This window comes from Pseudomonas kilonensis (assembly GCF_001269885.1).
Lineage (GTDB): Bacteria > Pseudomonadota > Gammaproteobacteria > Pseudomonadales > Pseudomonadaceae > Aquipseudomonas > Aquipseudomonas kilonensis.
In genome coordinates this window covers 54,685-68,614 of sequence record NZ_LHVH01000022.1, presented here as the reverse complement: position 1 = coordinate 68,614, position 13,930 = coordinate 54,685, and the positions used below count along the sequence as shown (strand labels likewise).

Below are 13,930 nucleotides of genomic sequence, written 5' to 3'. Positions count from 1 at the left end.
AGGCGTCGAATATCCAGTGTCAGTGGCGAGTGCCCAGGTAGGCCGAAATCACCTCGGGGTTCTGCCGTACGTCTTCGGGCGAGCCGTCGCCGATCTTGCGACCGTAATCGAGCACCACCACGTGGTCGCTGATGTCCATGACCACGCCGATATCGTGCTCGATCAACACCACGGTGGTGCCCAGTTCACGATTGATGTCGACGATGAAGCGGCTCATCTGCTGCTTCTCGTCGGCGTTCATCCCGGCCATGGGTTCGTCCAGCAGCAACAGCCGAGGCTCCGCCGCCAGCGCCCGGGCCAGCTCCACCCGCTTCTGCAAGCCATAGGGCAACGTACCCACCAGGGTGTCGCGCCAGGGCTGCAAATGCAGGAACGCGATAACGCGCTCGGCCGCTTCGCGCTGGCGGTCATCCTCGGCCCGAGCGCGACCGATGCGCAGCGCCTGCTCGATCCAAGTGCTGCGCCGCTTGAGGTTGCGTCCGGTGAGCACGTTGTCGAGCACGCTCATACCCTTGAACAGCGCAATGTTCTGGAACGTGCGGGCGATGCCGCGTACCGCCACATCGTGGGGGCGCATCCGGCGCCGCTCCTGTCGATCAAAACGGATACGCCCCTCCTGGGCCTGGTACACGCCGCTGATGACATTCAGCAGCGAGCTCTTGCCGGCACCGTTGGGGCCGATCAAGGCGCAGATCTCTGCGGTGGCGACACGAAAGCTGATGTCCGTGACCGCTTTGACGCCTTTGAATGACAGTGAAATATGCTCCAGCTCCAGCAAATGCGCGGTGGCCGTCTCGGTCATGGCGCGTCTCCTCTCAGGCCAATTGCGACTGGCGCCCGGTCCAGTCATCGGTGGTTTGCTGCACAAGATACGTCGGTGCTTCCCAGTGGGCCGCATCGCCCCACTGGCGAACCCTGATACCCAATGCCTGGAAAAACGCCTGGGTTTCGGGCGACAACGCATCGCCCACCAGCAGCGGTGCGCGGGTCCGGGAGAACCCCAGCACATCGCGCAAAGGCCGGCGCACCAGCCAGTCACCCAGATGCCGTTGCAAGACGTCGGGATGGGCCGCCAACGCCCAGTCCACCAGCCCACGCGACCAACTGCCCGGCGCCGGCAAACGCTCCAGCGCATAACGGTACAAACGCTCATAGGTTTCGCGCGTTCCGGCCACCAGCGTCGGGCCCAGCTCGCGGCGGTCGCGATCACGAGTCGCCAGGTTTTCTGGAAAATTCAGGCGAAAACCGGCAATCAACCAGGGCGCCAGCAGATAGCGGGCTTGTCCACCCGAGGCGAACGCCCGGGCGGCCAATGCCTCTTCCTGCCGTCCCAGGCCTTCGCGCGTCAGCAACCGCTGGCCCTCCTGCAGCAGCTCGGCGTGGCTGACGCGTTGCTCTTCAATCGCCTGCCCAGCCCCGCGATAAAACACAAAGGCCGTTTGCAGCACTCGCCCTTGCGGTGCCCGTTCATTGGTTGGCTGCTCGGCAACCAGCGCGGCGTAATCCAGCGCTTGAACGAATGGCGTCGAATCGGCCAGGCCACGCTTGTCGAGATAAACCAGCACACGCGCAGCCACCTGCGCCGCACGCAGACGCAGCATCTCCTCCAGGCCTTCGACCAGGACGAAATCCGGCTGCAACGCGCCGAGCCGTGGCACCTGTTCGGCCGCTGCTTCCAGCGGGTCGAACATGCTCGCCACACCACCCAACCATTGCGCAGCCAATGCTGCAAGCAGCGCCTGCGGCCGCGGTCGGCTGATGATCGTCAGGGTCGCGCCCGCTGAAAAACCGCGGGCTTGCAGGGCACTCGCCAAACGGCGCACCTCATCGGCCACTTGCGCCCAGCTTCGCTCCTGCCAGACACCCAAGTGCTTATGGCGCAGCGCGACATCCGCGCCATGCCGATGCGCCTGTTGCTGCAACCACTGGGGCAAGCTGGCCGGTGCCGCGTCGAGAGTGTCGGTGAACGTGCCCATGCTGCCTCCCGCGCCTAAGCGACTGCCGCCGTTTTGGCTGCCACTTTGTGTTGCTCCAGCTCACGCACCAGCGGCAGGACCTTACGGCCGAAATACTCGACTTCTTCCTGGAAGTGCAGAAAGCCGGCGAGCACCAGATCCACACCCACCGCCTTCAGCGCGACGATGCGTTCGGCGATCTGCTGCGGTGTGCCGATCAGGTTGGTCTTGAAGCCATCGTTGTACTGCACCAGGTCCTCGAAGCTGGACTTGGCCCAGTTGCCCTCGCCTTCCGGGCTGGACTTGCCGGCCTGCTTCGCCGCATCGCCAAAGGCATTGACGGCCTCGGGGTCGGCCTGGTCGATGATCTGGGCAAGGACCGCACGCGCCTCTTCTTCGGTGTCGCGAGCAATGACGAAGGCGTTTACACCGACCTTGACCTTGTGGTTGTTGGCCGCGGCTTTTGCCTGGAGGTCATCGATCTGCGCCTTGACGCCTTCCACGGTATTGCCGTTGGTGAAGTACCAGTCCGATACCCGTGCGGCCATGTCCCGCGCCGCACGCGAGCTGCCGCCCTGGAAGATCTCCGGTTGCTGCTGCAGTGGTTTCGGCTTGAGGGTGTAGTCGTGGAAGCGATAGAAGTCACCGCGCAAGGTGAAGTTGTCGGTGGTCCAGATGCCCTTGAGCGCGGTGATGAACTCTTCGGAACGGCGATAGCGCTCATCGTGCTCCAGCCACGGCTCGCCAATGGCGGTGAACTCGCCCTTGAACCAACCCGACACGATGTTGACCGCCACCCGGCCGCCGGTCAGGTGATCGATGGTTGCGATCTGCTTGGCCAACACCGACGGCGTCCACGGCCCAGGCAACACTGCGGCGATGACTTTCAGGCGCGTGGTGGCGGCCAGCAAGGCATGACTGAACGCTACGGACTCGTGCTGGTATTCGGCGCCGTAACCGGCGGTAAAGCGCACTTGGGACAGGGCGTAGTCGAAGCCGGCCGCTTCAGCGATCTGGGCCAGCTTGCGGTTGTAGTCGATGCCCCAGTCGGTGCGTTGCTCGATTTTGCTGACCACCAGCCCGCCACTGACGTTGGGCACCCAGTAGGCAAATTTGATCGTGTCCTGGCTCATTGCATGTACTCCACGGCTCGTTTTGAAAGAAGAAATTGATCAGGCGGCACTGGCGTCGCGTCGAACGCTCGGGACCAGGCTCAGCAACGCCGACTCGACGGCGCGCTCGATACGCTCCAGTACCTGTGCGCTGGATATCTGGTATTGGCTGAAATCGGTTTCGCTGGCATAGACCCCCACCGGCAGGCTCAGGGCCTGGAAGAAGCCGAACAGGGGCCGCAGTTGGTGATCGATGATCAAGGCATGGCGATCCGAGCCCCCCGTCGCGGCCAGCAGCACCGGTACATTCTTGAGGGCTTCGTGATGAACGAAATCGAACAGGTGCTTGAACAGGCCGGTGTACGAGGCCCGATACACCGGGCTGGCGGCAATCAACAGATCAGCCGACTCAATGGCCTGCAGGTCATCCTGCACGGCAGCCGGCAACGCCTCGCGACGCAAGACCCCGGCGAACTGGGGGCCGACCTTGGCCAGTTCGATCAAACGCAGCTCGATCGGCAGTTGCTGCGCGAGCCTGTCGACCAATGCCTGGAGCAGGACCAGCGTGCGTGACGGGTGCTGCACGCTGCCTGAAACCGCCACCACTTTGAATTGCTTGCTCATCGCTTACCCCATGCCTGGAGACGCCACCTCAGCGTCTGCACAAGGTGTAGAGCAGCAACCGTGCCAGTTGAATATTCATTTATTAATCAATGCGTTAGGAGCTTTGTCGGATCATGTCACTGTCGCTTGACGGACAAGCTGTTGATCCACTGTTGCGTGGCGAACATCCGCTGCGTCGATATCCGTGGCAGCAACTGTTGCCCGACACACAGTTGTGCAACAGATTGTCCTCGGCAAGGACAGCCCCTGCGCTGATGAACGCTGTACAAGCCCCGTATTTACGGGCATCTGGGCTCGGGCACGGACTGTGCAATAGCCGCTGGCACCGGCAGGTTTCTCCCCCTGCCCACCTATTCGTCATAAGAAGGAACCTCACCATGACCGCACAGCAACAACACCTGCCACCGATCCTGTCCACCGGCACCGACTATGAGCCCTTGGCCGAACGCTTTCGGCCGATCTTTGCACGCATCCAGGCCGGCGCCCTGGAGCGTGAGCAGACGCGCAGCTTGCCTTTTGAACAGGTGAAATGGCTGAAGGAAGCAGGCTTTGGAGCCATTCGCGTACCGGTCGAATATGGCGGCGCCGGGGCTTCGTTGCCGCAGCTGTTGCAACTGCTGATCGAACTGGCCGAAGCCGATTCCAACCTGCCCCAGGCGCTGCGCGGGCACTTTGCATTTGTCGAGGACCGTCTCAACGCCCACGCCAGCAGCCCACAAGACATCTGGTTCAAGCGCTTCGTCGAGGGTGAACTGGTGGGCAACGCCTGGACGGAAGTCGGCACGGTGAAAATCGGCGACGTCGTTACTCGGGTTTCCCGGCAAGGCGATCAATGGGTGGTCAACGGCACCAAGTACTACAGCACCGGCAGTATCTTCGCCGACTGGATCGACGTGTATGCCCAGCGCGACGACAACGGCGCCGACGTGATTGCCGCCGTGCGCGTGCACCAGCCGGGCGTCAAGCAAAGCGATGACTGGGACGGTTTTGGCCAACGCACCACCGGCAGCGGCACGTCGCTGTTCGAGAATGCGTTGGTCGAGGCGGACAATCTCATCGACTTCTCTACTCGCTTCAAATACCAGACCGCGTTTTATCAACTGGTGTTGCTGGCCGTGCTGACCGGTGCCGGCCGCGCGGCGGTTCATGACATTACCGAGCAAGTGCGCAAACGCACGCGGGTCTTCAGCACCGGCAACGCCAGCGAAGTGAGCCAGGATGTGCAGGTGCAGCAAGTGGTCGGTAGGGCCTCGGCCCAGGTCTATGCCGCCCAAGCCACTGCCCTGCGAGCCGCGAGCGCCTCCCAACGCGCCTACGAAAGCCGCTTCAGTCAGAACGACGCGACCGAACACGCCGCCAACATCGCCGCCGAACTGGAATCGGCCCAGGCCCAGGTGGTTATTTCCGACCTGGTGCTACGTGCCACCAGCGAGCTGTTCAATGCCCTTGGTGCCTCGGCCACCAGCACCAGCAAGGCCCTCGACCGCCACTGGCGCAACGCCCGCACCGCCGCTTCGCACAATCCGCTGATCTACAAGGAGCGCATTATTGGTGATTGGGAAATCAACGGCACGGAACCGCCGTATGTCTGGCAGATTGGCGGGGGATCGAAACAACAGTGATTGGCGGGGGGCGTAGGTAGGCCGGTGGGCATATCCGTTACCGCAGCAATGGATATGCACACCCCCCTCAAATACGTGACTTCACGGTCTTCTTCATGCCGATGCGTCGTCGCATCTCAGCAGTAATACTCTGCCGAGTTGTCTTCAGCCCAGCCCAAGGCTCATGCCCAACTTCCGCCAGCCGCTCATGAACATTGCGCACATTCCAAAGATTCGCGCCCTTGAGTTCAGCCACTTCCTCGCGAAAAATCGGCACCGAAACCGGCAACCCTTCCCGAGTCCGGGCCGCGTAGGCACAGATGGTGGTGGCGCCCAACCCATTACGCAGATAATCGATGAAGATCCGCCCTACCCGGTTCTTCGGCCCGGACACTGCCGAGAAACGGTCCGGCAGCAGCTTGGCCATGTGACTGACAATCGCATGGCTGAACCCCTTGACCTCGTCCCAACCCAGTTTGCGCGTCAGCGGCACCACCACATGGATGCCCTTGCCACCGCTGGTCTTGAGAAACGCCTTGAGCCCCAGCTCATCGAGCACCGATAGCGTGAGCTGCGTCGCCTCGACCATGCTTTTCCAGGGCAAGGCCGGGTCCGGGTCAAGGTCGAGGACGAAGCGGTCAGGCTTGTCCAGATCGACCGAGGTGGCATTCCAGGTGTGCAGTTCCACCGTGCTCATCTGCACCGCGCCGATCAGCGCCTCGGCGTTGTTGATGATCATCACCGGCTGCCCGGTCAGTTCCTTGTCCAGACGGCTGATGCCGGGAATCGCCAGGCGCTCGGCGTTCTTCTGGAAGAACAGCTCCCCGGCGATGCCATCCGGCGCCCTGACCAAAGCCACCGGGCGATCCGCCAGTTCCGGCAGGATGAACTCGGCCACGCTGGCGTAGTACTCGGCCAGTTGCAGCTTGGTGGTGCCGCTGCTGGCATCAATGACCCGCTCCGGGTGGGTGATGCGGACCTTGCCGTCCATGGGCGATACCACGTCTGGTTCAGATTTGCCCCGGGTTTTCTTCGCTGCGGTGGTTTTTTTCACAGGCTTGGCCAGCTCCTGGGTGATGTCCTTGGCCGGCTTGTCGTCGCGCATGCCATGGAAGACCGCATGGCGCACCGAACCTTCCTTGGTCATCTCGGCAAAGGCCACTTCGGCCAACAGCGTCGGTTCGAGCCAGTGCACGCCCTTGGCTTCGTAACCGGTGGGCGGATTCACCACGGCGGCCTTTTTCGTCTCCAGGGGCAGCAGTTGCTGGTAGATGCTTCTAAGGTTGGTTTCGTTGAACCCGGTGCCGACCTTGCCGGCGTAGCGTAACTGGCCGCTGTCGGCATCATGCAGCCCCAGCAGCAAGGCACCGAAGGCGCTGCGAGCGCCCTTGGGCTCGCTGAAGCCCACCACCACGAACTCCTGGCGATTCTTGCACTTGAGCTTGATCCAGTCGTTGCTGCGCCTGGACACATAGGCACTGCCGATGCGCTTGCCGATCAACCCTTCCATCCGCATCTGGCAGGCGCTGTTGAGCAACGCTTCGGGGGTTTCCTCGAAAGCATCGGAAAACCGCAGCAAGGGGCTTTCGTTGGGCTCCAGCACTGCGGCCAAAGCCGCCCGGCGCTCTTGCACCGGAACTTTGCGCAAATCCATGCCGTTAAGGTAAGGCATGTCGAACAGGTAATAGGCGATCTTGCCGCTGCTGCCGGCCTCGAAGGCATTTTGCAAGGCCTGGAAGTCCGGCACGCCCTGGTCGTTGGCAACGACCATCTCGCCGTCTAGCCAGGCCGATTCCAAGCCCAGCGCAGCCAAGGCTTCGGCCTGTCTTGGCAATTTATGGGTCCAATCATGGCCGTTGCGGGTGAGCAGCTTTACATCGCCGCTTTCAATGCGCGCCATGACCCGGTAACCGTCGAACTTGATCTCATAGAGCCAATCGCCGTCGGGCGCGCTGTCCACCAGCGTTGCCAGTTCCGGCTTGAGGGTTTCCGGCAACGGCTCGGCGACCGCGCCGCTCAGGATGGTTTTCGAGGGGCGTTTCGGCGATTTCGGCTGGACGGCTTTTTCCGCTTGTTTCACCGCTTTGGCGGTAGCGGCCTTGCCGCGGCGCTTGGGCACGAGGGTGCGATCGCTGAGCACGCTGTCCGGTTCGGCCTGGACCACGTCGTATTCGCTCTCGGGGCGGGCGGCCTGGTCCTGATGCTTGATCAGGAACCACTGCTCCTGCTTGCCGGGCATGTGGGTGCGCACCAGGTTCCACAGGCCGCTGAGCTTTTCGCCTTGCAGTTCGAACTTGAGCCGGCCTTTTTCATAGGCCTCATGGGGATCATCCTGGGGAATCCAGACGCCCCGGTCCCAGACGATAACGTCACCGGCGCCGTAATGGCCCTCGGGAATGTTGCCTTCGAACGTGGCGTAATCCAGCGGATGGTCTTCGACATGCACCGCCAGGCGCTTGGCTTTCGGGTCCAGGGAGGGGCCCTTGGGCACCGCCCAACTCTTGAGCGCACCGTCCAGCTCCAGCCGAAAGTCGTAATGCAGCCGCGAAGCGTCGTGTTTTTGAATACAGAACTGCAAGGCATGGGCGCTTCTTGCCGATTTGCGCGAGCGCTTCGCCGCCGGCTCCGGGGTGGCGGCGAAGTCGCGCATGCGGTTGTAGTCGTCCAGGGTCTTGCGGCTCATGCACCACCTGCCACCTGTTGCAACGCCGGATCAGCGACCGGCAGCCCGGCGGTTTCCGCGAGTAATTGATCGACCACGCGGCACAAGGCCTGTTCGACGGAATCGCCCAGCAGCAGCCCCTGTTCGAAGAGGACGATTTGCCGGTCGGCGCTGGTGCCTTCCTGCACCATGCGGCGCACCTGCTTGAACACGTCCTGGACACCCAGCTCTGCTGCGGTCTCACCGAAGGTTTGCTCGGCCAGGGTCAGCCATTCACCGATCAGCATCGGCTGCTCCTGCCCCTCGACGATAAACTCCGCGAGAATCCCGTGACGCTTGGCCCGCCAGCGATTTTCCTTGAGGACCCACTGGGACATCTGGTTGTAGTGGGCGCCAGGCCGGCGCTGCGCCACGGCATGGGCCACCATCAGGCGAAACAGCGAGACCAGACAGAGAACGTCGTCGACCCGAGGACAGGCGTCACAAATGCGCAGTTCCAGCGTGGGGTAACGTGAGGAAGGCCGTATCACCCACCAGCAATCGCTGGGCTGGCGAATGGACCCGGTGCGCATGAGCATGTCGACGTAGCGGGCGAACGCCGACTCGTCTTCGAAAAATTCCGGCACACCCATGCGCGGCCATTCATCGCAGGCCACTTGTCGGTAGCTGCTGAAGCCACTGTAGCCGCCGTTCCAGAACGGCGATGAAGCGCTCAGGGCCAGGAACATCGGCAACCAGGGCAGGATCTCATTCATGACCCGCACCCGATCCTGGGTGGCCGGAACTTCCACATGGACATGCAGGCCCGACAGCACGCTGCGCCGCGCCACCCGCTGGTAATCATCGAACAGTTGCTGGAAATGCAGCTCGTCGGTTGGCTGCAGCACTTGGGTCGTCATCGGGTGTGAACCGGCGCTGAGCAGACCCAGGCCATACGGTGCCAACCGCTGGTTCAAGCCCGTACGCACCTGGCTCAGGTAGTCGGCGGCCTCGGACAGGCTGCGAAAGATGGGCGATGCCATCTCGACCTGGCACAGGAACATTTCATGGGCGAAATGCTTGCCCAGCTCGGCCTGGCACGCGGCGACAGCCTCCGCGGGTGGCTCACCCGGCATGCAACGGGTTTGCAGATCGGTGATGAAATACTCCTCTTCAATGCCGAATTTCATGCGCCTGTTCATCGATAATCCCTCCGATAGCCCCGCCGATACCTGCGCCAATGCGGGTTACAACCAACGCCACCACGGCGATCCTTTCCACGTCCTGATAACCCGGCGTCAGCAATTCCTCACCAAACACGTCCGGGTCCAATTCCTTGTAGGTCCAGCCGAAATCCGCCGAGTCACGCCATCGGCCCAGCGCTTCCAGGAACGGGTCGCGCCCATCCACCATCGCCACGCCGGTGTAGAGCACCAGCGAGCCGCCCGGTGTGAGCCGGGGCAAGGCCTGTTCGACGATGCGCAACGACAGCCCCGCGCCCAGCGCGCCGCCGCCATGGCGATAGGCGCGCTCGGATGGATCAGCCATGTACGGCGGGTTGGCGACGATCAGGTCAAAGTTGCCTGGCACGTCCTGCAGCACGTCGCTACGAGCGACCTCGACATTGCCCACCTCGGCCAGCGCGGCGTTCACAGCACTCAGGCGCAAGGCTTGCGGGTTGATGTCCACCGCCAGCACTTGCGCTTCACGCCGGGCGCGGGCAATCACGATCGCACCGACGCCGGCGCCACAACCGATGTCCACGGCGCGATGCACCGCCGTGAAGTTCTGTTGCAGATGAGTATGGATCAGTTGGGCGAAGCGGTAGCTGTCAGGGCCGAAAAACACCGCATCGGAGGCCTGGGTGGGGAACTGCGAATGCGCGAACAACAAGCCATCCAGGCTCGACCAGCGCACCCGGCTGCGCAGCAGGCCGTCGTGTGCTTCCAGCACTTGGGCTTCTTGCAGTTGCCGCTGTTCATCGGCGCTGATCAGTCCCGGCGCAAACGGCCGCGACCAGCCAAACACGTCCCGCAAGGTCTTGGAGCGTTCATTGTCGGGCCGCTGGTTGACCCGCTCGTGGGTCAACGGCGTCGGGGTAATGAAACGGTAGCCGTCGGCTTGCAGGCGCCGGCCCAGTTGCAACAGCGCAAGGTCCGTCTCGCACAGGCGTTCTTCCTCATTCATGCAGGGCTCCCTAGCGAAGTACGGATTTGAGTTCGATGAAGCGGCGAGTCGCCAACAGCCCGGCCGGATGGCTATGGCAACGGGCACAGAGCCAGGGCATCAGAACCTGCATCTGCGCGTCGGGCGTGCGGCCTTGCAGTGCCTGTTGCAGGCTTTGCACATCGGGATCATCCATCGGCGTTGTGGGCTCGCACGCCGCACCCGGACCACGCCGGGCGCCGGACTTCGTGCCCTGGTCCAGCCAGTCACCGGCAATCCAATCGTGCAGCAGCTGCTTTTCGTAGGGGCTGAACACGCCGAACATGGCCGCACCGGCCCCGTCGATCAGCGCCCAGAAGCGGCTGCTCTGCGGGTCTTCATGGCGTTTGATCCAACCTTTGTTCTGCATTGCCGCCAAGAACCCTTCCAACTGGCCTGGCACCGCAAGCCACTGGTTGACGGTCTTGCCTTCGAACTTGCAGTAATCGGAATGCATGTGCTGGCCGAACGGGCGTTTGCGTTCGAGCATGTCCAGCACTTCGCGCTCCAGGTCGAACGAGGCGATGATATCCCGGCTGCCCTGCCCCAGGTCCTTGAGGCGATAGCCCAATGTGACCCGGTGCCAGAAAGCTTCACGGTCCGCTTCCATCGGTATCAATTGCAGCAATGCCTGCACGGCCTTATGGGCGTGGCCAGTGCTGGCGTTGTCGATGGTGACGTGAAGGGTGAAATAGTAGGGATCGATGTCCAGTTCGCTCAGCTCATAGGCGCTGATCAACAGATGCAAGGGCAATTGTTCATAGCCCAGGTTGTAGCCGATGACCTCCGGCAGGTATTCGTCACCGGCATAACCCAAGGCCAGTTGCACGGCACCTTGCAGATAAAGGTCATCGTCGATGTCCGGGGCATCCGACAGGTCGTGTTCGGCGAGCAATTTGCGATAGAGCACCACATGGTTTTGCCCGGGATGACCGTCCCCCAGTTCTTCCAGGTAGGTGCACAGCAACCCTTCGAAACGGTGGTCGTGCCAGTGCTTGACCACGCCATACAGCCAGGCGCCGTCGACCCGTTTGGTCGGCGCCACCGCCTGCAGGAAGTACAGGGCGTGGGCCCTGCCGCTGAAGAATTCCCGCGCACCGCCATTTTTGCGCCGCTCCAGGTAGTCAGCGTATTGCCGGGCCACACCGGCGCTGTGCTGCTCGACCCAGGCCTGCAGCGCCATGGGGTCATCGGGCACCTCCTGGGGGAGCGTCGCAGCCTTTGCGATGCATTGCTGGAGGAACGCTTGGGCGACGGCTTGCTTGTCGGCGTCGTCGGGGCCCTGGAACAGTCGCTCATAGCATTGGCGCACGTGTCCGTTATGGGTGACAGCCTGGACGGTGGCCGGCCGGGATTGAAGGGGTGTCAGCGCAGTCATAAGGGCCTCTTGGGTTCTCGGCGGACGCTGAATCAGAACGTCTCTTCTGTTGCAGAGCGCCGGCAACGGCGAAAAATTCCGTTGGGTTGAAAGGCAGGCGGATAAACGGGTTGTCCGTTCACGAGGGGAACCCTCGTTTCGTTCCAGCCCTCGAATGAGTGACAAGTGCGCCAATACCAGCAAGTGAACACCCTTGTGGCGAGGGGATTTATCTGTGGGAGCAAGGCTTGCCCGCGATAAAAACAACGCGGTCTCTCTGGAACCGAGGCTCCTGCATCGCGAGCAAGCTTTGCTCCCACAGCAGGGCGGTGCGACGTTTCGCTAAATCCCCTCGCCACAGAATTGTGCTTGGCGGTCCTACAGGGTGTTGTAACTGGCTCCCTTGCTATCCAAGGAGCAACGATGACTTTCACGGTATGGGTAGCGGTGCTCGGTGCGGTGTTGCTGACCCTGGCCCTGACCTCCTCCTATCTGCGCTGGATGCCGGTCACCACCTCGGCGATGTGCCTGGTGCTGGGCGTTGCCATCGGGCCGATGGGGTTGGACGTGCTGAAGCTGGACATCAGCGACTCGTCGGTCTGGATGGAACACCTCACGGAGGTCGCGGTGGTGTTTTCGTTGTTCGTCAGCGGCCTCAAGTTGCGTTTGCCCCTCAAGAACCGTACCTGGCGCGTGGCCTTTGGGCTGGCCGGACCGGTGATGATCCTGAGCATCGCCGGCCTGTGCCTGGCATTGCATTATCTGTTCGGCCTCAGTTGGGGCGTGTCGATGCTGATCGGCGCGATATTGGCCCCCACCGATCCGGTATTGGCGGCGTTGGTGCAGGTCAACGATGCGCGGGATGACGACCGGGTGCGTTTCGGCCTGTCGGGCGAAGCGGGACTGAACGACGGCACCGCGTTTCCCTTTGTGATCCTCGGCCTGTTGATGCTGCGCGACGACGGCAGCGGTTTTCTCGGCGAATGGCTGCTGCGTAACGTCCTCTGGGCGGTGCCGGCCGGTTTGCTGGTTGGCTACTGGATGGGCCGCGGGATTGGCAAGCTGACCTTGTCGATGCGCATCAGGAATGCCGACAGCACGCTGTCGCCCAATGACTACCTGGCCCTGGCGCTGATTGCCCTGGCTTACGTCGTGGCCGAATGGATCCAGGGCTACGGTTTTCTCTCAGTGTTCGCCGCCGGCCTGGGGCTGCGCCAGGCTGAGGTCAAGTCCACCGACGAAGCGGCGCTGCCGGCAGAACACCTGGTGCAACCGGTGGTGGGCCACGAAACCGTCGAGCCCCAGCAGGCTGTCCTGGGCGATACCGAGTCGCTGGATGATGGTCAATTGGCCGCTGGAGTCATGATGAGCGACATGCTCGCGTTCGGCAGCCTGGTGGAGCGGTCGATGGAAGTGTTCCTGGTGACCCTGCTCGGCGTGGTGTTGGCCAACCATTGGGACTGGCGGGCCTTGGCGATCGGTGCACTGCTGTTTGCCGTCATCCGCCCGTTGAGTGTGCTGGCGTTACCCTGGGGGCGGCTGCTCGACGGACCGCAACGGCTACTGATCGGCTGGTTTGGCATCCGCGGGATCGGCAGTCTGTTTTATCTGTTTTTCGCCTTGAACCATGACCTGCAGCCGGAGGTGGCGCAACTGTGCATCAACCTCACCCTGTCAGTGGTGGCCTTGAGTATTTTGGTCCATGGTGTCACGACCCAACCCACCCTGACATGGTATGAGCGCCATAAGCAATCGGGCTGAGGCAAGTGCGTCTCAACCACCAGGATCGCCCATCTGGATATAGACCGAATACACCCCCAGCAACACCCAGAAGGTGGCGAAGATCCATGGCGTACGCACCGAGAACAGCAACGATTTACGGTAGCCCTTGTGCGTCGACTCCCGTTCGCTGAACAGCGGTGACTCGTCGTAGGCCAGGCCCATCAAGGGTTCGGCGCGCAATAACTCGCTCTGTTTGAAATGCCAGTGATCGATGATCTCGTAGGCCGCTCGAATGCCCGGCCAGGCATTGAGCGAGCTCAAGAAGCCCAGCAAGGCCAGGAATGGCGGCACGATCAACGTGAACAACTTGCCCCACTCCGGGTTCAGGTTGGCCATGCACGAAGCAAAAGCAATCACCAGGAAGGATTGGGCGGCGAGGTAAGCATCGGTTCGGTTGGCCAGGATGCTGGTTTCGTACTGGATTTCCCGGCGATAGAAATCCAGTCGTTCCTTGGGCGAGCCGAACAGTTTGGCGTTGTGTTCCGTCAGTTCTTCTTCCGGGGTTGGCCCGGTGAGTATTCTGGGCATTGCGCAGGCGGTGCCTTGGTGATGATTCGGACTCATTAGAAGAACCCGGCGCGCGGCAAGTTCAAGCCAATGGATCGCAGGCGCATCAGACCTTCGAGGAAACGCGCCCATGTCGCGAGCGCTTC

11 protein-coding genes are annotated in these 13,930 nt (G+C 62.2%); 2 read left to right on the top strand and 9 right to left on the bottom strand.

Features of this window, described 5'->3' with window-relative positions; genetic code table 11:
- Positions 1 to 19: 19 nt before the first annotated feature.
- The 4 genes from AD662_RS14675 to msuE are packed head-to-tail and all read right to left on the bottom strand — an operon-like array spanning position 20 to position 3,691.
- On the bottom strand, positions 20 to 802 hold the full coding sequence (locus AD662_RS14675; protein ID WP_053188287.1) for an ABC transporter ATP-binding protein: 783 nt from the start codon (positions 800 to 802) through the stop codon (positions 20 to 22).
- A 13-nt stretch (positions 803 to 815) separates the two neighbouring features.
- A complete protein-coding gene (locus AD662_RS14670; protein WP_053188284.1) occupies positions 816 to 1,976 on the bottom strand; it encodes an AMP-binding protein in 1,161 nt (386 codons plus the stop codon).
- A gap of 14 nt (positions 1,977 to 1,990) precedes the next feature.
- Positions 1,991 to 3,088 carry a dimethylsulfone monooxygenase SfnG gene (gene sfnG, locus AD662_RS14665; RefSeq protein ID WP_018601937.1) on the bottom strand — a complete coding sequence of 366 codons (1,098 nt, stop codon included), beginning with the start codon at positions 3,086 to 3,088 and terminating at the stop codon, positions 1,991 to 1,993.
- 39 nt (positions 3,089 to 3,127) lie between these two features.
- Entirely contained in the window at positions 3,128 to 3,691 is a 564-nt protein-coding gene (gene msuE, locus AD662_RS14660; RefSeq protein WP_053188281.1) for an FMN reductase, read from the bottom strand.
- A gap of 377 nt (positions 3,692 to 4,068) precedes the next feature.
- Here msuE and AD662_RS14655 point away from each other — a divergent pair, with 377 nt between their 5' ends.
- Entirely contained in the window at positions 4,069 to 5,313 is a 1,245-nt protein-coding gene (locus AD662_RS14655; protein ID WP_053188278.1) for an acyl-CoA dehydrogenase family protein, read from the top strand.
- A gap of 67 nt (positions 5,314 to 5,380) precedes the next feature.
- Here AD662_RS14655 and ligD read toward each other — a convergent pair whose 3' ends face one another.
- Genes ligD through AD662_RS14635 form a run of 4 tightly spaced genes read right to left on the bottom strand, consistent with a single transcriptional unit; the run spans position 5,381 to position 11,516 of the window.
- Positions 5,381 to 7,975, bottom strand: coding sequence for a DNA ligase D (ligD, locus tag AD662_RS14650; RefSeq protein ID WP_053188276.1), 2,595 nt, complete (start codon positions 7,973 to 7,975; stop codon positions 5,381 to 5,383).
- Positions 7,972 to 9,135, bottom strand: coding sequence for a carboxylate-amine ligase (locus tag AD662_RS14645; RefSeq protein WP_053188274.1), 1,164 nt, complete (start codon positions 9,133 to 9,135; stop codon positions 7,972 to 7,974). The genes ligD and AD662_RS14645 overlap by 4 nt, the downstream gene beginning before the upstream one ends.
- Positions 9,107 to 10,120, bottom strand: a complete 1,014-nt coding sequence (locus AD662_RS14640) for a methyltransferase (RefSeq protein WP_053188270.1) — start codon at positions 10,118 to 10,120, stop codon at positions 9,107 to 9,109. Before AD662_RS14640 ends, AD662_RS14645 begins: the two co-directional genes overlap by 29 nt.
- A gap of 10 nt (positions 10,121 to 10,130) precedes the next feature.
- Positions 10,131 to 11,516: an iron-containing redox enzyme family protein gene (locus AD662_RS14635; protein WP_053188265.1), complete on the bottom strand. Its 1,386-nt coding sequence runs from the start codon at positions 11,514 to 11,516 to the stop codon at positions 10,131 to 10,133.
- A 402-nt stretch (positions 11,517 to 11,918) separates the two neighbouring features.
- Between AD662_RS14635 and AD662_RS14630 the strand changes: the two genes are divergently transcribed.
- On the top strand, positions 11,919 to 13,256 hold the full coding sequence (locus AD662_RS14630) for a cation:proton antiporter (RefSeq protein ID WP_053188262.1): 1,338 nt from the start codon (positions 11,919 to 11,921) through the stop codon (positions 13,254 to 13,256).
- A gap of 12 nt (positions 13,257 to 13,268) precedes the next feature.
- Here the strand turns inward: AD662_RS14630 and AD662_RS14625 are convergent, their stop codons facing one another.
- The gene (locus AD662_RS14625; RefSeq protein WP_014338386.1) at positions 13,269 to 13,805 is read right to left on the bottom strand and encodes a hypothetical protein; all 537 of its coding nucleotides are present in this window, start codon (positions 13,803 to 13,805) and stop codon (positions 13,269 to 13,271) included.
- Between the last annotated feature and the right edge of the window lie 125 nt (positions 13,806 to 13,930).